The organism is Veillonella sp. 3891, assembly GCF_003992315.1.
In the GTDB taxonomy this organism is placed as follows: Bacteria; Bacillota; Negativicutes; order Veillonellales; family Veillonellaceae; genus F0422.
Genome location: NZ_RQVE01000014.1, coordinates 17,821 through 42,669 on the forward strand (window position 1 = coordinate 17,821; position 24,849 = coordinate 42,669).

The 24,849-nt window shown below is 38.4% G+C and carries 21 protein-coding genes, 3 tRNA genes and 1 rRNA gene; 1 reads left to right on the forward strand and 24 read right to left on the reverse strand.

All coding sequences use genetic code 11. The annotated features are described in order from the left end of the window. Positions 1 to 205 precede the first annotated feature (205 nt). The 14 genes from EO118_RS07290 to EO118_RS07355 all read right to left on the reverse strand — a co-directional run bounded on the left by EO118_RS07290 (position 206) and on the right by EO118_RS07355 (position 15,968). Complete coding sequence (locus tag EO118_RS07290; protein WP_127069319.1) at positions 206 to 520, reverse strand: hypothetical protein; 315 nt, start codon at positions 518 to 520, stop codon at positions 206 to 208. 9 nt (positions 521 to 529) lie between these two features. Beyond that, a complete protein-coding gene (locus EO118_RS07295) occupies positions 530 to 1,579 on the reverse strand; it encodes a helix-turn-helix domain-containing protein (protein ID WP_127069320.1) in 1,050 nt (349 codons plus the stop codon). Between the two features lie 24 nt (positions 1,580 to 1,603). Beyond that, complete coding sequence (locus EO118_RS07300) at positions 1,604 to 1,867, reverse strand: type II toxin-antitoxin system RelE/ParE family toxin (protein ID WP_206168290.1); 264 nt, start codon at positions 1,865 to 1,867, stop codon at positions 1,604 to 1,606. Between the two features lie 242 nt (positions 1,868 to 2,109). Beyond that, entirely contained in the window at positions 2,110 to 2,703 is a 594-nt protein-coding gene (locus tag EO118_RS07305; protein ID WP_127069321.1) for a phosphatase PAP2 family protein, read from the reverse strand. Positions 2,704 to 2,949: 246 nt separating this feature from the next. Then, positions 2,950 to 3,384, reverse strand: a complete 435-nt coding sequence (locus EO118_RS07310; RefSeq protein ID WP_127069322.1) for a hypothetical protein — start codon at positions 3,382 to 3,384, stop codon at positions 2,950 to 2,952. Further along, a complete protein-coding gene (locus EO118_RS07315; protein ID WP_127069323.1) occupies positions 3,314 to 4,216 on the reverse strand; it encodes an S-layer homology domain-containing protein in 903 nt (300 codons plus the stop codon). The genes EO118_RS07310 and EO118_RS07315 overlap by 71 nt, the downstream gene beginning before the upstream one ends. Positions 4,217 to 4,720: 504 nt before the next feature. Continuing rightward, positions 4,721 to 5,956: an S-layer homology domain-containing protein gene (locus EO118_RS07320; protein ID WP_127069324.1), complete on the reverse strand. Its 1,236-nt coding sequence runs from the start codon at positions 5,954 to 5,956 to the stop codon at positions 4,721 to 4,723. 472 nt (positions 5,957 to 6,428) lie between these two features. Then, a complete protein-coding gene (locus EO118_RS07325; RefSeq protein WP_127069325.1) occupies positions 6,429 to 7,640 on the reverse strand; it encodes an S-layer homology domain-containing protein in 1,212 nt (403 codons plus the stop codon). A gap of 524 nt (positions 7,641 to 8,164) precedes the next feature. After that, the gene (locus EO118_RS07330) at positions 8,165 to 9,565 is read right to left on the reverse strand and encodes an S-layer homology domain-containing protein (RefSeq protein WP_164726256.1); all 1,401 of its coding nucleotides are present in this window, start codon (positions 9,563 to 9,565) and stop codon (positions 8,165 to 8,167) included. Between the two features lie 420 nt (positions 9,566 to 9,985). Next, positions 9,986 to 11,236: a putative porin gene (locus tag EO118_RS07335; protein WP_127069327.1), complete on the reverse strand. Its 1,251-nt coding sequence runs from the start codon at positions 11,234 to 11,236 to the stop codon at positions 9,986 to 9,988. A gap of 421 nt (positions 11,237 to 11,657) precedes the next feature. Then, positions 11,658 to 13,064: an S-layer homology domain-containing protein gene (locus EO118_RS07340; RefSeq protein ID WP_127069328.1), complete on the reverse strand. Its 1,407-nt coding sequence runs from the start codon at positions 13,062 to 13,064 to the stop codon at positions 11,658 to 11,660. A 250-nt stretch (positions 13,065 to 13,314) separates the two neighbouring features. Then, on the reverse strand, positions 13,315 to 15,339 hold the full coding sequence (locus EO118_RS07345) for an ABC-F family ATP-binding cassette domain-containing protein (protein WP_127069329.1): 2,025 nt from the start codon (positions 15,337 to 15,339) through the stop codon (positions 13,315 to 13,317). A gap of 6 nt (positions 15,340 to 15,345) precedes the next feature. Then, a complete protein-coding gene (locus EO118_RS07350; protein WP_127069330.1) occupies positions 15,346 to 15,744 on the reverse strand; it encodes a type II toxin-antitoxin system HicB family antitoxin in 399 nt (132 codons plus the stop codon). Positions 15,745 to 15,806: 62 nt separating this feature from the next. Then, positions 15,807 to 15,968 carry a type II toxin-antitoxin system HicA family toxin gene (locus EO118_RS07355; protein ID WP_240626934.1) on the reverse strand — a complete coding sequence of 54 codons (162 nt, stop codon included), beginning with the start codon at positions 15,966 to 15,968 and terminating at the stop codon, positions 15,807 to 15,809. A 168-nt stretch (positions 15,969 to 16,136) separates the two neighbouring features. Between EO118_RS07355 and EO118_RS07360 the strand changes: the two genes are divergently transcribed. After that, positions 16,137 to 16,496, forward strand: a complete 360-nt coding sequence (locus tag EO118_RS07360) for a hypothetical protein (protein WP_127069332.1) — start codon at positions 16,137 to 16,139, stop codon at positions 16,494 to 16,496. Between the two features lie 116 nt (positions 16,497 to 16,612). On the opposite strand, the gene EO118_RS07365 is transcribed toward EO118_RS07360, so the two are convergent. The 10 genes from EO118_RS07365 to rrf form a co-directional block, all read right to left on the reverse strand. Continuing rightward, complete coding sequence (locus tag EO118_RS07365) at positions 16,613 to 17,728, reverse strand: glycosyltransferase (RefSeq protein WP_127069333.1); 1,116 nt, start codon at positions 17,726 to 17,728, stop codon at positions 16,613 to 16,615. Between the two features lie 177 nt (positions 17,729 to 17,905). After that, on the reverse strand, positions 17,906 to 18,205 hold the full coding sequence (locus EO118_RS07370; protein ID WP_127069334.1) for an HU family DNA-binding protein: 300 nt from the start codon (positions 18,203 to 18,205) through the stop codon (positions 17,906 to 17,908). A gap of 34 nt (positions 18,206 to 18,239) precedes the next feature. After that, entirely contained in the window at positions 18,240 to 19,043 is an 804-nt protein-coding gene (gene mazG, locus EO118_RS07375) for a nucleoside triphosphate pyrophosphohydrolase (protein WP_240626933.1), read from the reverse strand. After that, complete coding sequence (locus tag EO118_RS07380; protein WP_127069335.1) at positions 19,040 to 20,584, reverse strand: polysaccharide biosynthesis C-terminal domain-containing protein; 1,545 nt, start codon at positions 20,582 to 20,584, stop codon at positions 19,040 to 19,042. The genes mazG and EO118_RS07380 overlap by 4 nt, the downstream gene beginning before the upstream one ends. Position 20,585: 1 nt before the next feature. Further along, positions 20,586 to 23,867 carry a transcription-repair coupling factor gene (gene mfd, locus EO118_RS07385; protein WP_127069336.1) on the reverse strand — a complete coding sequence of 1,094 codons (3,282 nt, stop codon included), beginning with the start codon at positions 23,865 to 23,867 and terminating at the stop codon, positions 20,586 to 20,588. Between the two features lie 257 nt (positions 23,868 to 24,124). Beyond that, positions 24,125 to 24,307, reverse strand: a complete 183-nt coding sequence (locus EO118_RS07390) for a hypothetical protein (RefSeq protein ID WP_009353527.1) — start codon at positions 24,305 to 24,307, stop codon at positions 24,125 to 24,127. Positions 24,308 to 24,397: 90 nt separating this feature from the next. Further along, positions 24,398 to 24,481: transfer RNA gene (locus tag EO118_RS07395), tRNA-Leu, on the reverse strand. Positions 24,482 to 24,487: 6 nt separating this feature from the next. After that, positions 24,488 to 24,564, reverse strand: a tRNA-Arg gene (locus EO118_RS07400). Between the two features lie 14 nt (positions 24,565 to 24,578). Then, a tRNA-Trp gene (locus tag EO118_RS07405) sits at positions 24,579 to 24,654 on the reverse strand. Positions 24,655 to 24,764: 110 nt separating this feature from the next. Beyond that, positions 24,765 to 24,849 (reverse strand): 5S ribosomal RNA (rrf, locus tag EO118_RS07410); the annotation flags it as partial.

Here is a 24,849-nt window from a genome sequence, read left to right on the forward strand (position 1 = left end):
TTTTTCTCAGTTATTAAATTATTGAAAGAAGTTTATAGCAAGCATATACGACTCCATATTAACTCTTAAATTTACCTATATATGGCTAGCCTTCGCATTTGATAAAGATGTATTTCTCATCCTTAAATCGTATACTATACATACTAAAAAGGTCTGACAATAGAAGCTGTTATCTATTATCAGACCTTAACTAGTTAACATATACTTATGGTTGCGAAATAATCCGTGGCGCTGCTACCTTAAACACTTCACTCAACAATGGTAAAAATCGACCTTCAATTAATGTACGATTTCGTTCACTTTTCGTAATCAACCACAAGGCTGTCCCATTGTATTTGATAGAAATTAAACTGTTGATATATTGATCAAAATCGGATTGTCCCATTTTCTCACGCAATTCTAATAACAAAGAATGCAATGGCTCACCTTGATACTCAGGACGTTCCAACACTGGTGTAAATACTACTTCATAGACAGAATCACTATATTGATTCGGACCTGCAGAACTTTGAAAATCCATGATAACCTCCTATGCACTATATGTGGCAATATATGTATTAAACTGATTATACCCTATAATCTTATCTTTTTGTAGCCTTCCTATTACTAACGATACCCCTATTCCTTGAGTATCCGCAAATGCCTGAATCGTATCAATATTAATTGGTGTCTTGTCAATAAAATTCTTATAGGCAACTCCATCGATTAAACAAGAACTAGCTAATGAATCTACTTTTTGTTCATCATCATTACATGCACCATCAACTTTATAAATATCCCCCTCTATAATATGGATTAGCTCATGAAACAATGTAAACCAAAATATATCTGCTCTTTTTTGTCGTAAACTAATACCTACTATAATTTTTCGACTTGCATCATCTATAAAAGATAATCCTTGTAAGAATGAGCTAGGAATATGAGGTACTAATACCAACGCTATACCACATTCTGAAAGAGCCATTCTAACCTCTTCAAAAAAGCTAAATGTTTCACATTTAGTAAATTGTTTTAAAAAAGCAATACATGCTAATAACTTTTCTTTTGAATAGCGACACAAACTTACATCTCTTGCTTGTAATTTTGCATATTGAGCTATCACTAATTTTGCACGCATAGCCTTATCTGTATCTCCTAATTGACGACAAATAATTGGTAAAATACGCGTATCATCCAATAGGCTCAAATTAGCAACTTCAAAGAACTGACACAAATTAATATGCCTATCCACATGATTACTAGCCTTATCAACCATATGAGCTTTTACCATATCCTTATATGGAAAACTATTAATAAAATTAATCTCTTTATCTGCTAAGTTTTCAGTCTCAACCTTAGCCAAGTCCTCCCTATATAAGGACTCTAAACGATTCCAAAATCGCGCTGGCACCCCCAATACTCGTTCTAATCTATTGGCTACCTCATTTGTCAGGCTGACCTTTCCATTTAACAAATTACTTACATGCTTCTCGGACATATTCATACGCAATGCAAATTCCTTTTGATTCATATTACGTATATCTAATTGTTCTCGTATCGATTCCCCTGGCGGAACCGCTATATATGATTTGCTTTCCATAATTTCTTTCTCTCCTTAATAATTTCAATGATAATCTATTATCTCTATAATTTTTACAATTTTGAGCGCTCCCGTATCCTTATCTTTTTCAAAAATCAATCTAAATGGCTGGACAAGATCAACTGCATACTCACCCAATCTATTGCCTAATAAAGCATGACACCTTCCAACCTGAAATTGAATCATCTCTTCTATGGAATCAGAAGATCTAATCTCATTAATTCTAATTTTAATTTTTCTTGCCATATCTGGACCATAGGTTTTTACTGCTATTTTTTTTGTCTTCACATACTTTCTCTAATTTTTTAGATTTATATGTAATCTCCAATGCATCACCACCTAATAGATTAAAAATTAACCTTATAGGTTAATTTTATCATTACTGTTATAATATAGCAATATAGATTAAATCTAATTAATTCCCCCAATATTATGTTATCCTTAAAATTCAAAAAGGCTTTCACTTTTGTGAAAGCCTTATAGATAGAACCCTTAATCTTTATTTAGTTAGTCAACTAAGTAGATTCTCTCTACACATCTCTTCTACTTTGAAATCGTTTTACATACTCTCGCATGAGTCGTGTATCTAATCCTCTATACATTCGTACCACGCCACGACGTATAGTTTTATTGTAGATAGCAGTCAAAATCCACACAAGGATGAAAGCCCCTAGTATATCCCCAGGGTAATGATTCCCCACAAATACACGAGAAAATCCCACTAAGATAGAACCATAGACCATCCATGTACCTTGATTCCACCGATAAAATAAGATACCACAAGCGATAGCCATAGTGCCTACTGCATGATCACTTGGGAAACTAGCATCCGCTGCATGATTTAAAATTAAGATGGCATCTGGATGATCTACAAAAGGACGATTTTCATAGAACATGGAGCCTATAATGAAACTACCAATCAGGCAGATAACTAACAGCACACCTGTTGCGAAACTTTCACCACGAAGTTTAAAGCTGCCTGTACGGAAGCCTTTCACATATAACCAAGCCAATATGAGTATATATAGGTACGGCACCAGTTTAGAAATCGATATCATCAATGCATCCGCTATCACACTGCGGTTGGCGAGACCATTGATGAGCGAGAACAACCAATCATTCATTATAACACCTTCCATTTCCTAACAAAGAGATAAATTATTTTCTATTATATCACGTTTTCTAATCATCATGTAAAGAATATATGGTGCCGGGCTCTCATGATAAAATAACATTGCATTCATACCCTCGTTATAAAGTTCATATCACCCAGCCGATTAGAAACAAAGATTAACACACACTCTCTATCTCTCTATATATAGATAGACAAAAAGAACCCCTGGAGGAGTTCTTTTAGGTATTATCTTTATCTAAAAATTAACATTTACATCTATACCATAGTAATTTGGCAACTTTTCACCATCTTGTGTTTTACTGCGATAACCAGCATACGCAGATACTCCTAGATTTTTAGCTATTGTATAGTCTACGGTCCCTAACCAACCTTTATAATCTGCATGACCATAATCATCACTTCCAACTTTATGTGTAGGTGTTTTCCAGGTTCTGTATTTTACAAATGTTTCTTTTTTAAAGTCAAAATACTGGACCTTAGCTCCCCATGTACCTGGTTTTGTGATATCAGCTGAGCCGTAGCCGATACCAGCAGTCCATGCTTCACCATTTGCACCTTGTCGCTCTTTTCTGATATATTCACCGCCTAGCCAAATATTATTATGATGACCAAGCCTTAAATCTACCGAAGCGCCAAAAATATCTGTTGTTTTTTTTAGTTTCGAATCCATTATTTTTTGAACCATGACGATCTAAATAAAACCCTTTAACTGTAGCTTTATCATTTATACGATAATTTAGTTGATATACGGATACAGCAGACTTATCATTAGAGGCAATATACCCATGAGCAAAAATAGCGTTTAAGTTATCCTTTTCATAACTAACTATCGCCCCTCGTAAACTATCATCATAAGAAAGACCGTTACCAACAATATAATCTTTTTTACCTACAGTAGCTAGAGTATGATCGTTAATTTTATATTGAACATATGCTTCATCTATACCATTTCCAGCATCCCCTCCTGGACCAGAGGAGCTACCTGAAAAAGGAGTATCACCTGAATGCAATCGTACGCCTACTTTTGTTCTATCGTTAGCTTCTGCCTCAAATTTTACTCTTGCACGATATAAGAACGCAGATTTATCTGATTTTGTCTTTTTAGTATCAAGATCCATATTCGTATATCTTAACCGTGCATCCCCACTAAATTTAAAGTTCCCCACTTTATCTTCTAATCTATTCACTCGCACGCCAAATGCTTGCAATTCATTAGCAAATTCATTCGCCAAACGTTGGATAACTGCTTTTTGCTCTGCTGTTACTTCATCTTGATGCGCATCAGCTCTAGCGATCATTTGTGCCATTTCATAACGAGTGATGTTACGTTGACCTTTGAACGTGCCATCTGGATAACCTTGGATAACCCCTTCTGCTGCCAATCGTTCTACAGCTTGATATGCCCAATCTTGTGCTGTTACATCAGAAAATGGATGTGCTGCCAAGGCAGATGTTACACCCAACACCGCTGTTGCTGCTAATACTGCTAATTGTTTTCTCATAATGAATACCCTTTATAAAAACAAATAATACCCTTGTCCATTCATATAGAAGATCAGATACTGTTATGTATTACTTTCCATTGAGCATCCCCGCATTCTCATCGAGTAGCAAGTAGCTCTACATGCATCCCCTTACTATATCTGTTAGACTTGCTTTAATAGTATCATAGGTATACATTAAATGCAATTTATATAGACATCTATACACACTTTGTGAATATACAATTTATTCTAAAAGTAAATCATCATATGCTAATCCCTAGTATGTATCTACACCGATAGAATAGGTCTTACCCTTACTGATATCTACTATACACATAAAATAGGTGCATGCACTAGATTCCACAACATAACCATTATTAGCCTTTATGATTTTTATTATATATTATGTTATCCCCTGAATAATAAATTTATATTCTAGGCGCTCATAAGTGTATTTTATACTATCAAGTATGCAAAAAAAGAACTCCCGAAGGAGTTCTTTTTATATGTGTAACTATCAAATTAGAATTTGTAGTTAAGTTCTGCACGATAGTATTCAGGCAAGTCAACAGATTTATTATTATCATCTTTTTTCTTGCTGTCAAATGTAGCATAAGCAGATAAACCAATGTTTTTAGCTACAGTGTAATCAACAGTTGCTAAGTAACCTCTGTAGTTGCGGTTTTGATCGTTCAAGTTCCAAGTATTGGATACTACTGGAGCTTCTTTTTTCAAATCAAAGTATTGAACTTTTGCACCCCAAGTACCAGCTTTAGCCATATCAGCTTCGCCATAACCTACGCCTGCTGTCCAAGCTTCGCCTGCAGCACCTGTAGCTTCTTCTTTAGCATACCCGCCACCAACCCAAACTTTGGAGCCTAATTTAGCATCAACAGATGCACCATATACACTATTTCCATCTTTTTCATGAATATCAGCGTAGAAACCTTTAACAGTTACTTTTTCTACTGGTTTGTAGTTTAATTGGTAAACCGTTACTTGAGCATTATCTTTACGTTCAACACCTTCTGCTTCGCCACCTTGTAAGTAACCGTATGCAACAGAAGCATTCAATTTATCTTTACCAGCTGTTACTACTGCACCTTCGAATACATCATCATATACAAGGCCATTACCAACCATCAAGTCTTGACGACCAGCAGTTGCAGTTACGTATTTACCGAAGTTATGTTGTACATATACACGGTCAAGCGCTGTTGTTGGGTTACCTTTTCCACCAAACTCTTCTTTTTCGCCCACTAAACGAACTACTGCTTTTGTGTTGTCATTTACAGTTGCTTCGAATTGTACACGGCCACGGTAGTCAAATTTAGATTTATAAGTCTCGGATTTATCAGCATTTTCAACTTTTCTATTTTGGTAACGAAGACGAGCATCACCAGTGAATGCGAAGTTGCCTACTTTGTTTTCCAATGTGGAAACACGAACGCCCAAGTTGTTCAATTCAGTGGAGAATTCGTTAGCCAAACGGTTGATGATAGCGTTTTGTTCAGCGTCAACACGATCTTGACGAGCCATAGCTTTTGCTACCATTTGAGCCATTTCAAAACGAGTGATGTTGTTTTGGCCTTGGAAAGTGCCATCTGGATAGCCGTTAACTACGCCTTGGGAAGCCAATTGAGCTACTGCTTGGTATGCCCAATCTTGTGGAGTTACGTCTGCAAATGGGTTTGCTGCGAATGCAGAAGTTACACCCAATACTGCTGTTGCAGCTAATACTGCTAAATGTTTTTTCATGATAATTACCTCTCAATGAAAAATAAAATAATATACATTGTCTCCTAAGCTTAGATAGATTCGAGCATATCATTGTACTACTTTTCAATGGAGTGTCCACGTTTCCTCACATACTAGTAGATACATCGCTATCCTCTAATCTATATTATTCTTATTTGACTTGTGAATATCATACCACATACTACATTAAAACTCAATACCTTATCATCGTTTTATTGCACGATATGAAGATTTTAATTAAGAAAAAATTTCAATTAGCATTTATTTCTTTACCAAAAACTAAAACTTTTTTATCGTATGCTAATGGCTCGTTTTCTATAGTATCCTCAACATGAATTATAGATCCTGAATAGATTAATTGCTGTCTCAAAATTTGACAAAGAGCTCAAATATAGCTTATTGAAATACTTATCAGATTAAAAACAAAAAAAGAACTCCCGAAGGAGTTCTTTTTATATGATTAACTTGCAAATTAGAATTTGTAGTTAAGTTCTGCACGATAGGATTCAGCTTGTGCTTTGTTAGCTTGATCTTTAGTATCAATAGTAGCAGTAGCTGCAAGACCTACGTTTTTAGCTACAGCATATTTAGCTGTTGCATATACACCTTTATTACCTTTTTTCGCTAAACCTAGTGCGGAATCGATTACAGGCGCATCTTTTTTAATATTGTAGTATTGACCTTTAACAGACCAAGTACCTTGTTTTGCCATGTTATAATTTCCATAACCTAAGCCCGCTGTCCAAGCTTCACCATTAGCACCTTGAGTTTCTGTTTTCACATATTCACCGCCAGCCCAAACTTTGTTGCCAAGTTTAAGATCTAGAGATGCACCATATGCATTATGTACATTTTTTTCATGAGCATCAGCATAGAAACCTTTTACTGCTAATTTTTCAGTTGGCATAGTGTTCAATTGATATACTGTTACTTGGGAGTTTTCAGCACGAGTCGCTTTATCAAGTTCTAATTTACCATATGTTCCACTTTGTAGATAGCCATATGCCACAGACGCATTCAATTTATCTTTACCAGCTGTAGCAACTACACCTTCAAAAGTACCACCATCAAATGCAAGACCATTACCAACTGTCAAATCTTGGCGACCAGCAGCTACAGTTGCATATTTACCGAAGTTATGTTGTACATATACACGGTCAAGTTCAGCTTTAGGAGCACCCTCTGCACCGAACTCTTTGCTACCCGCTAAACGTACTACTGCTTTCGTATTGTCATTTACAGTTGCTTCGAATTTTACACGACCACGGTAGTCGAATTTAGAATCACGAGCATCGTTTTTACCAGTGTAACGAAGACGAGCATCACCAGTGAATTTAAAGTTGCCCACTTTGTTTTCCAATGTAGCAACACGAACGCCTAAGTTGTTCAACTCAGCGGAGAATTCGTTAGCTAAACGGTTGATGATTGCATTTTGTTCAGCGTCAACACGATCTTGACGAACTAATGCTTTAGCTACCATTTGTGCCATTTCGTAACGAGTGATGTTGTTTTGTCCTTTGAATGTACCATCTGGGTAGCCGTTAACTACGCCTTGTGCTGCCAATTGAGCTACTGCTTGGTATGCCCAATCTTGTGGTGTCACATCAGAGAAAGGATTTGCTGCAAACGCTGAAGTTACACCCAATACTGCTGTTGCTGCTAATACTGCTAAATGTTTTTTCATGATAATTACCTCTCAATGAAAAATAAAATAATATACATCGTCTCATATATATAGCTTGACTGATTATATCATCGTATTACTTTTCATGGAGTGTCCAAGTTTCCTCAACATTCAGTAATGACATATCTATAATCTAAATCATAGCAAACATACTTGACTTGAAAGTATCATATCATAGAATATCCATATAAAGCAAATACTTCCTAATAAATAAGCGTTTCGTTTATTTTTTGTATTCAAGATATATATACTTTTAATAATCATATCTAACTATTGGCTATAACATTTATTATTCCAATCTTTTCATACATCATTTTAGACCTTTAAAACTCCTATATCAAGATAATTAATAAAGACTTACTTAGCCCCAAGTTTCACTTAAATTGCAAATAAAAATTGAATACATTGACTCCATACTTTTAATACAATCCCTAAGTATATGGAGTAATCCTATTTACAATCCATCATTTATCATATAAAAAAGAACTCCCGAAGGAGTTCTTTTTGTATGTGTAACTAGCAAATTAGAAATTGTAGTTAAGTTCTGCACGATAGTAATCAGCTACGCTATTACCGTCTTTATCTTTAGCATTAATTGTAGAGTATGCTGCCAAGCCAACATTATTAGCTACTGCATACTTACTGGATACAGCCCAAGTTTTAAAGTTTTGGTTGTATGGAGTCCAGAATGTAGAAGAGAATACTGGAGCTAATGTATCAAGATTTACATATTGAGCTTTCACCATCCATGTACCTTGTTTTTTCATATTATAATCGCCATATGCAATACCTGCAGTCCATGCATTAGAATGTTTAATATCTTTGAATTTTGCAAATTCACCATCTACAGTTACTTTAGAACCTAACATAGCTTTTGCATTAAAACCGTAGAAATCTAAAGATTTTTTAGCTAAATCTTTACTTACTTTTTCTGGTAAGGCACCTTCTCCACCAAGAGCAAAATTAACTGCATCAACAGCTTTTACACCATTAACTTTAGTATAGAATCCGCCTAATTTAACATTCTTTCCAACCATACCATTTAATTGGAAAATTGCCAATTGTGCATTATCTTTTTGATTATCTGCATATAAAGAGATTTCTTTAAAGTCTGTTCCTGGTTTATCTTTTGTACTACCAACTACAGCATTATATTTTAATTCTGGAGCATAACCATAAACAACTGCCACATTTAGACTATCTTTACCCGCCATAACTGTAGCACCTTCTAATACATCATCATATGTTAAACCTGCACCAATTGTTACATCATGACGACCTGCAGTAGCAGTCAATTGTTTACCAAAGTTATGTTGTACATATACACGATCAATAGCAGTTTCAGGATTTCCTGCTGCACCGAACTCTTTACTAGCTGTTAAGCGAACAACTGCTTTTGTATTTTCATTTACAGTTGCTGCAAATTGTACACGACCACGATAATCAAATTTAGACTTTTTGACAGTTTTTGGTTCAATAAGTTCTCCATCTGCATTTGGCTTATCAAGAACTTCAAATGTGTTAGTTTCTTTTTCTGTACCAGTAAATTTCAAACGAGCGTCACCAGTGAATTTGAAGTTACCCACTTTGTTTTCCAATGCAGCAACACGAACGCCTAAGTTATTCAACTCAGCGGAGAACTCGTTAGCTAAACGGTTGATGATAGCGTTTTGTTCAGCGTCAACACGATCTTGATGAACTAAAGCTTTAGCTACCATTTGAGCCATTTCATAACGAGTGATGTTTTGTTGGCCTTTGAATGTGCCATCTGGGTAACCGTTAACGATACCTTGGGAAGCTAATTGAGCTACTGCTTGGTATGCCCAATCTTGTGGAGTTACATCGGAGAATGGGTTTGCTGCGAATGCAGAAGTAACACCCAATACTGCTGTTGCAGCTAATACTGCTAAATGTTTTTTCATGATAATTACCTCTCAATGAAAAATAAAAAATACACATACCCAAGTGAAAACCTAAGTCGTGCATCATTTTCATATTTCAATGGAGTGTCCATGTTTCCTCACATTTTTATATAGTGTCATACAGTTCCTTTAGATATCCACTTGGATTACATTTATAATATCATAAAATGACTAACATGGCAACAATTCATGCATTTACCTCATTCTTCAATGTATTTTAATCATATACATTGCCATTTAAACTCATCACTATGAATACCAACTCGTTTCGTTCTATAGTTCAGATTCAGGTTATAGGGCAAAATGAGGGGTATAGGTGAAAATAAATTGGTAGACTAATCCCAGTCTTTTATGAATCGTTCTAACATATATTATAAAGCAAAAAAAGAACCCCCGAAGGAGTTCTTTTTACTAATTATTCAATTAGAATTGGTAGTTCAATTCTACACGGTAATAATCCGGTACTTCGTAACCATCTAAATATTTACCACGTAATTGAGCATTTGCAGTAATACCTACATTTTTAGCCACTGCATAATCAATAGTTCCCAACCAACCACGGAAGTTAGAATTGGAAATATCAGGTAAGTTCCATGTAGGAGATGTTACAGGAGATACTTCTCCAAGACGGAAGTATTGAGCTTTTGCACCCCAAGTACCTGGTTTAGTAATATCATATTTACCATAACCGATACCTGCTGTCCAGCCTTCACCAGCTGCGCCTAATGTTTCAAATCGAGAATACTCGCCACCTAACCATACTTTGCTATGTGGACCAAAATGAGTATCTACTGCACCACCAAAGTAGTTTACAGATTTATCGCCATGATATTGAACATAGTAGCCTTTTGCATCAACATGTTTACCTAGTTTTGCGTTTAATTGATAAGATGTAGTTTGTGCATTTTCTTCACGGGATAAATCAGCTAAATCTCCATCAACCATATAACCATAGGATACAGTTGCATTTAATTTATCTTTACCAACAGTTGCTTGTGCACCTTCGAAAGCTCCATCATAAGTAAGACCGCTACCAATTACTAAGTCTTGACGACCTACTGTAGCTGTTGCATATTTACCAAAGTTATGTTGTACATATACGCGATCTAATGTTGTTTCAGGGTTACCTGCTGCACCAAACTCTTTATCGCCTGTTGCTAAACGAACTACTGCTTTCGTGTTGTCATTTACAGTTGCTTCGAATTGTACACGTGCACGGTAGTCAAATTTAGAACGTTTATCCGTTTCGCTGTCTTCATTATTTACATATGCATTTTCTGTAGTGTGAGATCCTTCATATTTTAAACGAGCATCACCAGTGAATGCAAAGTTGCCCACTTTGTTTTCCAATGTAGCTACACGAACACCTAAGTTGTTCAACTCAGCGGAGAATTCGTTAGCTAAACGGTTGATGATTGCATTTTGTTCAGCATCAACACGATCTTGACGAACTAAAGCTTTCGCTACCATTTGAGCCATTTCGTAACGAGTGATATTGTTTTGGCCTTTGAAAGTGCCATCTGGATAACCATTAACGATACCTTGGGAAGCCAATTGAGCTACTGCTTGGTATGCCCAATCTTGTGGAGTTACGTCGGAGAATGGGTTTGCTGCGAATGCAGAAGTTACACCCAATACTGCTGTTGCAGCTAATACTGCTAATTGTTTTTTCATGATAATTACCTCTCAATGAAAATAAATAAAATTTATGCATACTATAAAATAACCAGTGCACTTCACCGTTTTTTCATTGGAGTGTCCATGTTTCCTCCACATATATACAACTTTGATTGTACTGATTCTGTATCATAGTATCCACTTTGGATATGCTTAATGGTACCATAATATCCTGGCAATTGCAAACAATATACGATTTTTTTCGATATTTATTTTATGTTTCTTGCGATAGAATTTTTAACTATCTCCTATATGGTCCATAAAAGCTACATAGTTTATACTACCTTACATATTCTTTATGCTCTATAAAATCTATAAATAGGTGTTAAGTATCAAAAACGGTTAGTTGGTTCTACCAACTAACCGCCATTTTATCTGTAATTTTTATAATACAGTTATACTACTTATATCTATTGCATTAGAATTTGTAGTTTAATTCAGCACGATAGTATTCAGCTACATCATTACCTTGTTTATCTTTTGCTCCCAATGTGGAGTATGCTGCTAAGCCAATATTTTTAGCCACTGCATATTTACCAGATACTGCCCAAGTTTTGAAGTTTTGGTTATATGGAGTCCAGAATGTAGAGGAGAATACTGGAGCTAATACATCAAGATCTACATATTGAGCTTTTAACATCCAAGTGCCTGCTTTTTTCATATCATAAGCGCCATAGGCGATACCTGCTGTCCACGCATTAGAATGTTTTACATGACTGAATTTAGCGAACTCGCCATCCACTTTTACGTTATGACCTAAATCAGCATTAGCATGTACACCATAGAAGTCTAATTTTTCTGTTGCTTTTGGCAAATCTTTTTCTTTAACTCCTAAATAAGTAGCTACGTCAGCCATATGTTGTGTATTACCAGCACGTACAGCAGATACTTTTGTATAGAATGCACCAAGATCTACTTTAGGACCTACTTTACCATTGATTTGGAATACTGTTAATTGTGCATTATCACGTTGATTATCTGCATAACCTGACTCTGTATAGAATCCTGTACCTGGTTTATCTTTAGTAGTACCTTGTACTACTTTAAAAGCTAAGTCAGGTGCATAACCATAAGTTACGGATGCATTTAACGCATCTTTACCTACCATAACAGTAGCACCTTCTGTTACGCCATCATATGTTAAGCCACCACCAACAAATAAGTCATGACGGCCAGCTGTAGCTGTTAGGTATTTTCCAAAATTATGTTGCACATAGATACGATCAATTTTTGCTGCTGGAGTACCTGCTGCACCAAACTCTTTGTTAGCTGTCATACGAATTACAGCTTTTGTGTTGTCATTGACAGTCGCTGCAAATTGAACACGTCCACGATAATCAAAATTGGATTTTCTGATTGTTTTTTCTTTATAGAATCCATCTGTAGCATGGCCTTTATCATCTTTTTTAAAGTATGTATAAGAATCGGTAGTTTTTTCATTGCCCACAAATTTCAAACGTGCATCACCAGTGAATTTGAAGTTGCCCACTTTGTTTTCTAATGTAGCTACACGAACGCCTAAGTTGTTCAATTCAGCGGAGAATTCATTAGCTAAGCGGTTGATGATTGCATTTTGTTCAGCGTCAACACGATCTTGACGAACTAATGCTTTGGCAACCATTTGTGCCATTTCGTAACGAGTGATGTTGTGTTGACCTTGGAAAGTGCCATCTGGATACCCGTTCACTACGCCTTGTGCTGCCAATTGAGCTACTGCTTGGTATGCCCAATCTTGTGGCGTCACATCAGAGAAAGGATTTGCTGCAAATGCTGAAGTCACACCCAATACTGCTGTTGCTGCTAATACTGCTAACTGTTTTTTCATGATAAAAGAAAACATCAAACTAAGTAGACTAGATAGCAGCCAGACCGCCCATGATGTGGGAGTGTCCAAGTTTCCTCGCTTGACACGGCAGAGTACTGACATATTCTATCTATTTCCACCTTTACCCGAAGTATACCACCAATTATTCAATATGTAAATTTTTAAAAGTATTTAAAAATTAAAAATATTTATCATTTTTTATTGTTTACATTAACCAATATAAACCATCTCAAACTACACTAAGATACGTTTACTTCCTCTCCTCCAATTCCAACCAACGTAAGGTACTCATTTCTAATTCTTCTACCACTTGTTCTCGTTCTTTAATGGTATTTTCAATAGCGCTATAGTCACTGCCCCCTTGAGCAATCATGGCATCATAAGCTTTCACTAGGCCTTCTAATTCTGCAATGCGAAGTTCTAATTGTTCAAGTTCCTTCATCTCCCCTAGGGTCAGTTTCTTTTTAGCACCTTCGTTGCTATCCACAGTAGTCTTTATCGCTACTGGATTCATACTCGCATTCACATCTATGCCTGTAGCACGTGACGTTGTATGTATACCCTCACTTTCAGTATCCACTAGCCCCCCTTCATTATCATGGTGTTCCACATCCTGCTCCTTAGGATCAGCGGAGCCGCCCTGTACCTGTACAGCATGACGTAGGACACCACGTTTTGTATCACCACCCATGGCACTGGTTAGGTTCGTATCCGCTTCATAATCGGAGTAACCTCCATGATACACCTCGATGTGCCCGTCTCCGGTGAATACAAAGAGTTTATCTACTACACGATCTAGAAAGTATCGATCATGGCACACGGTGATGACAATACCACTATAAGAATCTAAGAAATCTTCCAACACTTCTAGAGTCGGAATATCTAGGTCATTAGTTGGCTCATCTAGGAGGAGCACATTCGGTGCATCCATTAAGATACGCAATAAAAAGAGACGACGTTTTTCACCACCAGATAACTTACGGATTGGCAAACCATGATGAGAGGGCGGAAATAAAAAGCGTTCCAATAGTTGACCGGCACTTATAGAGCTACCATCGGGCAAGTGCAAGTAGGAGCGATTTTCTCGAATATAGTCCAACACCCGTTGGTCTTCTTTAAAGATTGGTAATTGTTGTGAGAAATATCCAATGCGAACTGTTTCTCCACGCCCCATAGTGCCCTCGGTCGGTTCTAATGCACCTTGGAATAGCTTCATCAAGGTCGTCTTACCAATTCCATTAGGTCCCACCACACCGATACGATCATGGCGTACCATATGATAGGTGAAATCTTTAATCACCTCTCGTCCTGTATCATAGGAAAAGGATAGATGTTCTATGTCGAAGATTGTATTTCCTAAACGAGAGGCTAATACGATAGGATCTACAGTGCCTACCTTTTGTCGTTTTTCCATAGCTTTCAATTGCTCAAATCGTTGCAATCGTGCCTTCTGTTTCGTGGTTCGTGCCTTCGCACCACGGCGCACCCACTTCAGTTCACTAGCAATTAACTTTCTCCGTTTTTCTTCAATAGCATCTAACTGCGCTTCTCGTTCTTCTTTCAACGATACATAGGTTTCATAGGTCTCTTGAAATTCATATATGGTCTGATTTGATAATTCCCATATGGTGTTGCATACGGCATCTAGGAAATATCTATCATGGGTGCTCAATAATACGGCGCCTTTTCTATCTTTTAAATATAGTTCTAGCCATTCAATGGTGGCCTCGTCCAAATGATTCGTAGGCTCATCAAGCAATAATAAATCACAAGGATAGACCAAGGCTCTAGCTAATGCCAGTCTCCGCCGTTGTCCCCCAGATAATGACTTTGCTGACCCATGTACATCGTGAAAGCCAAGACGAGTCAATATCATTTTCGCTTCTTGTTCTACAATCCAGCCATCTTCTTCATCCATGCGCGCTAATAATTTCATATACTGCGGCGATTCTGGATCTTGTAAAGCTCTTTCAAAATCTCGCACCAATGAAAGTTTCGGATGGTCCCCTAATAATACATTGTCTAGCAATGTGTTTGTTTCATCAATATACGGATCTTGTTCCAATCGATGAATTGTGGCCTTCCCATTTCGCTCTATACTACCCTTATCTGGTTCTTGCGTTCCTTCTAAGACCTGCAATAAAGTTGTTTTTCCTGTTCCATTGACACCAATTAAGCCAATGCGATGATGAGAGGCTATGGTTACATTTACGTTTTTAAATAATAACCGTGTGCCATAGGATTTTTCTATATTTTGTAATGTTAAGATGTTCATATTCGTTTATACAATTCCTAATTCTTGTTTTAATGCACTTTGTAATATTTTAGAAAAATTTAAATTTTTCTCTTCTGCCTTATGATTTAGCCAACTAGGAATGGTAAGCGTTTTTTTTACAGCTCGATTATCTGTCTTTCTCAAATATGCTTCTTCATCCCATTTTACTAATCCTATAAACTCGCCCGAACTACATTGAACATCTGTTGGGTTGGTAGGTGTTGGAAATGTTTCTTTATCTTCACTTAATGAATATAAGTAAAGCCCCAAAGCATCTTCCGCCATTTCTACAGCTTCTGCCAATGTATCACCTTCTGTAACACAGCCTAACAAGTCTGGAAAACTTATGGTGTATCCCCCATTTCCATCACTGCTAAAAATCGCTGGATACATTTCTTTTCTCATAGTATACCTCCTATTTCATCGTCATTACTTTATTTAATTCCCGCTTGCTTTAATATTGTATGTTATGTTTTAGGCTTTAAATCTTCTTTATGTACAGGTACTGTAACACGTCCAGCTTTGCTAGTATGTTTTAACATATGATGAGACCCTCGTATTCGATCAATATACGAACCGTCCTTTTTTAATTCTTTCAATACTTCTTTGGGTGTTACCAATACAATCACCAGCTTTCATTTAGTTATATACGAAATTACTAATTGCACACAAAAGTAAACCTTATACTTAATATAGTACGTGCTCATACGTATGTCAACTATAGATTTGCATTGACACGCCTACTTCCATGGATTAGAATGAAAGTAATATATTCATTATTTTATAAGGAGGTTGTCATGGACACTGACACGGTTCAGCAAGAGTTTGAAGATATTGGTTTTGAAATTGTAGAAGTTGACGAACGGGATGTTCTATTGTACGAACTATCTGATGGTAGCGAGGAAGAAGATGGTCAATACGCCATTGTTTCCGATGAGGATGGCCGCATTCCTGTTTCAATGGATACGCCTGTAATTGTTTCTGTGTATGATGATAATGATACATTTCAATGGAGCGTAACACTTTCGAACGGCGAAGAGTTGAAAGACTTGTTCCTACGTGTGGAAAGTGCGGAAGAATTGCTAGATACGTTGCAAGATATTCGCAATGAAAATATCGAGCGTTACGATTCTGAAATGGACTCCTATAGCGAGTAATACAGCAAAAGGCTGTCATCCCATGTACTGTGTACATGGTGTGACAGCCTTTTTTATTCAGCTTATATACCTAAGGGAATCATTGCTACTCTAGCCTCAACAGTTTCCTATTGTATTTAACTTTTCTCTGTCTTATGTGCAATCATCTCTTCACAAGCAGCTACGATTTCCGCTGCTCCATCAACCTTCCAAGCTTTAGCCGCTTCATGCATGGCCTGCAACCGTTCCTCATTTTGTAACAAAGCACCGACTACATCATCCAAGTTTTCAATGTGTCGTGCCCACTTGCCACAGCCCTTTTGTTCTAATAGTTCTGCGTTGGCTTCTTCTTGCCCAGGGATGGCATTAAAGAATACCATTGGTACCCCGATGGTGACCCCTTCCATACAAGTCAGGGCCCCAGGTTTTGTCACAAGCAAGGTCGCTTTCCGCATCAACTGCGGAATCTCATTAGTATATCCATAAATAGAAATCGGTGTGCGTAGGGAATCTTTCATATGATGTAACGAGTTGTACAATCCATCGTTTAAGCCAGCCACTACATGAATTTCATCGATGCCCGGTACATGATCTAACCGTTGTAACGCTTCTTCTACACAGCCTAGGCCAAGGCCACCTCCCATGAGCAGTACACGCTTACACTGATCGCTACCATAGGGTTCCTCTAAGGGTTCAAAAAAATGGCGCATAATAGGAATGCCCGTCACATGGATTTTTTCCAAGGGCACTCCCATATTTAGCACTTCGTACACCATAGATGGTATTGCCACATGGTACGCATCGATTTCATCATAGCGCCAAAATTGATGAGCTGCAAAATCTGTGAGTACTGCTGCAATAGGAATATCGATTTTCCGATGCCGTTTCAATACACTGGCAGCCCCGCAGGGAAAGGGATGGGTACAGACAATTAAATCTGGAGCTTCCTTTTCAATGAGCTTTTCCATTCGATTTTTCAGCATCCAAGACACTACGGTCTGTGCTACACTACCTTTCCATTCAGCCCCCGACCATCGATACACGATATCATAGAGGAAGGGGAAAAAGTCAAGCATCTTGAAGTACGTTTCTTTCAACAGATTATCAAAAGAGAACGTATCTGTTCCAAGGAAGTCTACATGATGTACTACAGCACTTGGATCCTTCTGTTGCCAATATTCCTGTATGGCGAGCGCTGCTTGCGTATGACCTGTTCCGATGGAAGCAGATACGATTAAAATACGTTGACCCATGAGACCTCCTTTCTTTAGATGCGTCATAACGATTTACCTAGTCCTAATGAGTTCATTAGAACACTACATTATGTCTATTCTATCACAAATTAAAAGAGATACAAAACAACGCCACTATTCCAAACCATATAGGCATGGAACCGTGGCGTTATTTACATCTCTTAGGAATGACCTGAATTATTTTTTGCGAACTGGCGCAGCTGGTCCATTAACAAGATCTTTTAATTGTTTACCTGCTTTGAAAGCTGGGGCTTTGGACGCTGGAATTGTCATTTCTTCTTTTGTACGAGGGTTGCGACCAGTACGTTCAGCACGAGTACGAACTTCGAAAGTACCGAAACCGATAACTTGTACTTTTTCTTCTTTCGCTAATGCTTCGCCGATTGTGTCGAATAAAGCTTTTACTGCTTTTTCAGCATCTTTTTTTGTCAATTCAGCTTTTGCTGCAACACTTGCGATTAATTCAGTTTTGTTCATGATTGAACCTCCCTTAAAAATAGTATCCTCTAACTTAATCATTCGAGTTAAGTTTCACCTTAGCCGCTTCCCAAAATTCATCTAGCTCTTCGAGAGTAAAATCATCCCATTGTTTTCCACTCCGTTGAACCTCTTGTTCCACGGAAGAAAAACGCCGTATAAACTTTGTGTTTGTGCGGTGTAGTGCGTTTTCTCCGACTATTTTATACCATTTAAACAGATTTATCAAGGAAAAAAGTACATCTCCTCCCTCTTCTTCTGCTTTTTCTGCATCTTTTTTGATTATTTCTTGTTTAAATTCATCTATTTCTTCATAAAACTTAGCCCATACCCCTTCTTCCGTAGGCCAATCAAAGCCTACTTTACTTGCTTTTTCTTGCAATTTTTGGGCTCGTAACAGAGCTGGTAAGCCGGGAGAAATTCCATCCAAAATAGATGTGCGTTCGTGCCCTTTTTCCTTCGCCTTCAATTCTTCCCAATTAGCTAATGTATCCCCCACTGTTTTTCGGTCTGCTGTTTGGAACACATGAGGGTGGCGCCGTATCATTTTTGCCGTTATGTCATCCACCACATCTTGCATCGTGAAATGTCCATTTTCTTCCGCCACTCGCGCATGGAATACAATTTGTAGCAACAAATCGCCTAACTCTTCTCGTAAATGATCTACATTTTGTTCGTCAATTGCTTCTAGAGTTTCATAGACTTCTTCTAATAAATATCTCCGCAAGGAACTATGAGTTTGCAATTTGTCCCAAGAGCATCCATTAGGTCCCCGCAATTCAGCTAGTACCTCCACCAAGGGATCCAATGTAAAAGGACTCATTTCTTTTTGACTCACTTAGATCCTCCTTTCTTCATAGCTTGTTTTGCCAAACTTTTAAATTCTTTCAATTCCATCGTTTTCGTGATACCTAATGCTACCACATAGAATAGAATTCCCAGAACGATAGAAAGTGCCACACTCATCGTATTCGATAGGATAGTACTTATAAAATTATAAACCATCACCGTACCGCCCCCCATGGCTAGGGACGAGAATAGTATTTTTCCAATTTCTATGAAAGAAACCTGAAACGATGTACTGCGATACAGTATATATACATTCGCTATTGCCGCAATGCCAAAGTCTACATTGGTAGCCCACGCAGCTCCTTCAATGCCCCATTGTGGTGTTAAATAGAGGTTTAGTAAGATTTTCAGTACCGCCCCTAAGAGCAATGTAAACATAGGGATTGCTGTATGTCCTAAGCCCTGTAAGGCACCTGTGGTAACCTGTTGTACCCCTAATAACCAAATACTAGCGCTAAGAACCGCAATGGCACCACCTGCATTTGGCGTGTTGAACATCATCTGAGAGATGGGTGTAGCCAATACACATAATCCGACAAAAGCAGGGATAGTTACAATATTTGTCATCCGTAGTGCCGTTCGCATACGATGATGAATTTCTTCTTGATCTCGTTCTCTATGTAGTCTAGATATAGCAGGTACCAAGCTTGTAGCTAAGGACATGGTCACGATGACAGGTAAACTAATCAAGGAAGTAGCCATCCCCGTCAAATACCCAAAGGCTGTGGTCGCCTCTTCCTTGCCATATCCCGATAGCATCAGCTGTTGTGGTACTAACCATAAATCGATAGCTCCTATGAGAGGTATCATAATATTGGCTAGTGCCACTGGAAGAGCCAATACGATTAGTTCTTGTATGATTTTGCGCGGTGATTCTAAAGGGTATACCTGCCCTTCTAGCCTAGCTTCTCGTCCATAATAATACAGCAACACCACAAGTCCTAAACCGACACCGATCACAGAAGATAAGGCCGCTCGACTGGATGCTAACTCAATGCCTTGGGGCAAGAAATAGATAGCTGCCCCTACCATCACAAGGACACGTCCTAACTGTTCGCACACCTGGGATATACCGGTGGGTAGCATATTTTGAAATCCCTGAAAGTAGCCACGAAAACACGCCAGCAAGGATACAATCCCAATAGCAGGGGCTACCGCTAATAAAGCACCTTCTGCTCGACTATCTGTAATAAGACCCACCTCGATGACATAAGGAATGGCTAGGTAAAATCCTATACTCAGCAATACACCTATAATCCCCATAGTGGTCAAGGCGACCTTAAAGATATGTCGTGCCCCTCGAAAGTCCTCCTGTCCTACTTTACGAGCAATCATAATGGAAATAGCCACCGGCAAACCCGCTGCGCCAATGCTAATGATAAGCTGATACAGAGAATAGGCCATTTGGTACAGCCCTACCCCTTCACCGCCCAAAATACGGGCTACAATGACCTTACTGATGGCTCCTATGACTTTCACCAGTAACCCTGCTACGGTTAAGATCATAGCTCCTTTCATAAATCCTGTCATATTAGCCCTCCTTTGGAAGTTTTCGTTCAAACTCACTCATTACTTGTTCTACTTGGCGAATTACATCACCAGTTTGCAGAGTGTATGCCCATACTGTTGGATTCGACCCACGATGCTTCATATGTTTCCAAATAGTTTCACTAATGGCTCCCATATCCCAATCTTCCATTTTCGATTCATCTTGCCAAGTTAATAGAATATTCCCATCTTTACGAATGATGCTCTTCATGCCTAAAGCACGAGCACGTTCTTTAATACTTGCTAGCTTGATAAGGCGTTCCACTGGTTTCGTAGGGGATCCAAAACGGTCGATCAATTCATCTACAAAATCGTCTAAACCAGCTTTTGTATCAATTTGTAACAATCGTTGGTACACAGAAATTTTGCGAGCTTCATCATGAATGTAAGCACTGTCTATAAAAGCATCGATGCCCACATCCACCACTGGTGCTGGCAATGGCCGTTCTGGCATATCTTTTTTCTGTACTTTAGCGATGGCTTCTTCTAACATGGCAGCATACATAGCAAAACCTACCGCCGCAATATTACCATGTTGTTGAGCCCCTAATAAATTGCCCGCTCCACGAATTTCCATATCTCGCATAGCTAGCTTAAATCCTGCCCCCAATTCAGTAAATTCTTGGATAGCTTTCAACCGTTTTTCGGCGCTTTCATTTAACACCTTATCGGGACGATACATGAAATAGGCATAGGCCCGCTGACTAGAACGTCCCACACGTCCTCGCATTTGGTACAACTGTGAAAGACCCAAGTGGTCTGCATCGTAGATAATAATGGTATTGGCATTCGGAATATCTAAGCCCGTTTCGATAATGCTCGTACATAAGAGCACATCATATTGCCCCTCTGTAAAGTCTTGCATCACATGTTCCATCATAGTTCCTGCCATTTGTCCATGGGCCACTGCAATGCGTAAGTCCGGCATGGCACGTTGTAATTGCTCTTCCATATGCGTAATGGACTGTACCTTGTTATATACAAAATACACCTGTCCACCTCGTTGTAGCTCACGACGAATCGCTTCCGTCACCACTTGCATATCAAACTCTACCACATAAGTTTGTACTGGTAACCGCTCCATTGGCGGTGTATGAATGACACTCATTTCCCGAACCCCTACCAAGGACATATGCAAGGTCCGCGGAATCGGTGTGGCACTGAGGGTTAAAATATCAATATTCGTAGCCCATTGTTTCCATTTTTCTTTTTGCGCTACCCCAAATCGTTGTTCTTCATCCACTACTAATAGGCCTAGCTTTTTGAACTGTATTTGCTTACTCAATAAGGCATGGGTGCCGATTAAGATATCTACTTGACCATCTTGTACGGCTTTGATGATATCCTTCTTTTCTTTGGCAGAACGGAATCGATTTAATACTTCTACGCGAACTCCAAACTGTGAGAATCGATACATGAATGTTTTAAAATGTTGCTCTGAAAGCACCGTAGTGGGCACTAGCATAGCCACTTGCTTTCCACTCATGACAGCCTTGAACATGGCCCGCATAGCCACTTCTGTTTTGCCAAATCCTACGTCACCGCATAACAATCTATCCATTGGACGTGGGGATTCCATAGATTCTTTAATTTCTTGAATAGCCTGCAACTGGTCATCTGTTTCTTCATAAGGGAATTGATCTTCAAACTCTCGTTGCCAAGGTTGGTCTGGTAAGAATGCATAGCCCTCAATAAGCTCACGTTTTGCATAAAGTTCCACCAAGGTATCCGCTAAATCATCAATGGATTTTTGAGCTTTCGTTTTTGTTTTAATCCATTCCTTACCGCCCATTTTGTGTAATTTCGGTGTAACCCCTTCATTACCAATATATTTTTGCAGTTGGTCCAAATGGTCTGCTGGCAAGAAGAGCCGATCCGTACCAGCATAATCAATTTCAATGTAATCTCGATGAATGCCTTCCGTCTCAATCGTCTTAAGACCTCGATATTTACCAATACCATGGATGCTATGTACAACATAATCGCCTACACTGATATCCGTAAAATATTTTATCTCCTGACCCTTTTCTACTTTCTTCCCAATTTTTTTCTTCTGAAAGCCGAAAATATTCCCTTCTGTGATAACAGTCAGGTTGGAATGAGGTAACTCAAATCCCTCTGAAAGAATACCGTCCACAATAAGCACAGCCGGTGCTGTCCATTCCCAATGCTCTCGATGCACATAAGAAATCTTATTCTCTAGTAAAGCATTTTCTATGGCTTCACGACGTTGCTGATTATGCAATACCAATACAATTTGTCGTTTTAAAGAAGCATTAAACTTAATATCATCCATGAGCATAGGAATCTGCCGTTCATAAGAGGCAATAGATTTCCCCATCATACCGATAGTCTGCACCTTCCCCCATCCAGCAGAACGTTGCATCATACTGAATAAAATAGTTGTATGTGCCTTAGAAGATGCTTTCCAATCTTTCCACAGCATATATAACTCTTCATTCGTCGCATCTTCTTTATGCACTTTGCCTAAAGCTTCTTCTAACCGTTTTGGCTCATCTAAAATTAGTAACCCTTGGTCTAAATAGGAAAGTATAGAGTAACCTTCCTCATCACTATTTGCATGGATCGGTAAGACCATACATTCTTCAGTTTCCCCCATAGACCGTTGTGTATCCACATTGAATTGGCGCATCGTGTCGATAGTATCGCCGAAAAACTCAAAACGATAAGGCGATTCACTTTGGATAGGGAATATATCTACAATATCTCCACGCACGCTAAAATGACCACGATATTCCACCTGGTCCACTCGTTCGTATCCAATTTGCACTAATTTTTCCAACAAATATTGTTGATCTATATCTTGCTCTACCTGTAGAGTTATCATATGATCTAATACAGAAGATGGTGCACCTACAAACTGACTTGCCTCTTCCACCGTAGCCAATACAATCACTGGTTTACCTAACGCTAAGTTTCCTAAGGCTTCCATCCGTTTAGCCTGTGTATCTAAACTCTTTGCCGTCCACTGTGAAAGCGCTCGATCCACTATAGGATACGATAATACCTGAACCTCGGGTAATAGACATTGTATATCTCGTTCCCACATGTCCTTATGTGCTTTATCATGGGTCACAATCAAAGTAGGTCGCTGTGTCTCTTGTAGCATAGCTTGGCTATACATAAACGATTTCTGCGAACCTCCTAACCCATAGATTTGCGCAGCCCCTTTTTTATAAAACGCATCTATGGTATCTTTCATTGTTCCCTCTATATCTAATACAGGTTTATATGTCATCGACATATACCATTTCCTTTCCTATTAATTATAATACTATAGCCCTTGCTACACTAGTAAACTTATTTAGTTCTAAACCACAATACAAAGCTTATTTCTTTTGAATTCTATCTACTTTGGCAGGATTATATATAAGTCTAAAAATTAATTTTTCAATACTATCTAAATATAGTTCGAAAACTATACTGTGAAGAAAAGAATCCAGAGATTTAGATATATCAAAAATACAAGAAAAGGGCTATAGATAACTATAGCCCTTATGATTATTCTAAGTTTTCTTTAATCGCCGTATTTGTGGATTCTTCAATATAATGAAGGGCTGCATATATTAAATACGCACCTACTGTAAGACCGAAGAAAAAGGCTTTGAATATTTCTTTGTTCCAACGAGTTTCACGTAAACCAGAAACCGCAGATGCTAAAAAGCTTAAATCTGTAACTTTCATAGCAACCTCCTTGTACCAACACTTGTACTTGCCATATTTGCAATACATATACAAAAAAAGCGAATATAACTATTCGCTTATCTTCTAAATTGGTGCGGGAGAAGGGACTTGAACCCCCACGCCAATGGCGCCAGATCCTAAGTCTGGTGCGTCTGCCAATTCCGCCACTCCCGCATAAGATGGTGACCCAGGAGGGATTCGAACCCCCGACCTTTTGATTCGTAGTCAAACACTCTATCCAGCTGAGCTACTGAGTCATATGTAATTTAGTTGGCAGGGGCAGTAGGACTTGAACCCACAACCAACGGTTTTGGAGACCGCTACTCTACCAATTGAGCTATACCCCTATCTTTACGACTTTATTAGTATAACGTAAAGTTGATACTTTGTCAAGTGATTCTTGTAGCAGAACCAAGGTATTTAGCTGGGCTAGCAAACGCTAGCCCTCGCTAATCCAAATCAGCGACTTCCTATCCTCCCAGGCCGTTTCCAGCCAAGTACTTTCGGCGTTTACGAGCTTAACTACTGTGTTCGGGATGGGA

Coding starts and splice junctions, on each gene's coding strand:
- EO118_RS07320 (WP_127069324.1), bottom strand. CDS start 5,956: ATGAAAAAACATTTAGCAGTATTAGCTGCAACAGCAGTATTGGGTGTA.
- EO118_RS07370 (WP_127069334.1), bottom strand. CDS start 18,205: ATGAACAAAACTGAATTAATCGCAAGTGTTGCAGCAAAAGCTGAATTG.
- EO118_RS07365 (WP_127069333.1), bottom strand. CDS start 17,728: ATGGGTCAACGTATTTTAATCGTATCTGCTTCCATCGGAACAGGTCAT.
- EO118_RS07305 (WP_127069321.1), bottom strand. CDS start 2,703: ATGAATGATTGGTTGTTCTCGCTCATCAATGGTCTCGCCAACCGCAGT.
- EO118_RS07390 (WP_009353527.1), bottom strand. CDS start 24,307: ATGAAAGTTACAGATTTAAGCTTTTTAGCATCTGCGGTTTCTGGTTTA.
- EO118_RS07325 (WP_127069325.1), bottom strand. CDS start 7,640: ATGAAAAAACATTTAGCAGTATTAGCAGCAACAGCAGTATTGGGTGTA.
- EO118_RS07295 (WP_127069320.1), bottom strand. CDS start 1,579: ATGGAAAGCAAATCATATATAGCGGTTCCGCCAGGGGAATCGATACGA.
- EO118_RS07345 (WP_127069329.1), bottom strand. CDS start 15,339: ATGAACATCTTAACATTACAAAATATAGAAAAATCCTATGGCACACGG.
- mfd (WP_127069336.1), bottom strand. CDS start 23,867: ATGTCGATGACATATAAACCTGTATTAGATATAGAGGGAACAATGAAA.
- EO118_RS07310 (WP_127069322.1), bottom strand. CDS start 3,384: ATGGATTCGAAACTAAAAAAAACAACAGATATTTTTGGCGCTTCGGTA.
- EO118_RS07360 (WP_127069332.1), top strand. CDS start 16,137: ATGGACACTGACACGGTTCAGCAAGAGTTTGAAGATATTGGTTTTGAA.
- EO118_RS07335 (WP_127069327.1), bottom strand. CDS start 11,236: ATGAAAAAACAATTAGCAGTATTAGCTGCAACAGCAGTATTGGGTGTA.
- EO118_RS07340 (WP_127069328.1), bottom strand. CDS start 13,064: ATGAAAAAACAGTTAGCAGTATTAGCAGCAACAGCAGTATTGGGTGTG.
- EO118_RS07380 (WP_127069335.1), bottom strand. CDS start 20,584: ATGACAGGATTTATGAAAGGAGCTATGATCTTAACCGTAGCAGGGTTA.
- EO118_RS07315 (WP_127069323.1), bottom strand. CDS start 4,216: ATGAGAAAACAATTAGCAGTATTAGCAGCAACAGCGGTGTTGGGTGTA.
- EO118_RS07290 (WP_127069319.1), bottom strand. CDS start 520: ATGGATTTTCAAAGTTCTGCAGGTCCGAATCAATATAGTGATTCTGTC.
- EO118_RS07350 (WP_127069330.1), bottom strand. CDS start 15,744: ATGAGAAAAGAAATGTATCCAGCGATTTTTAGCAGTGATGGAAATGGG.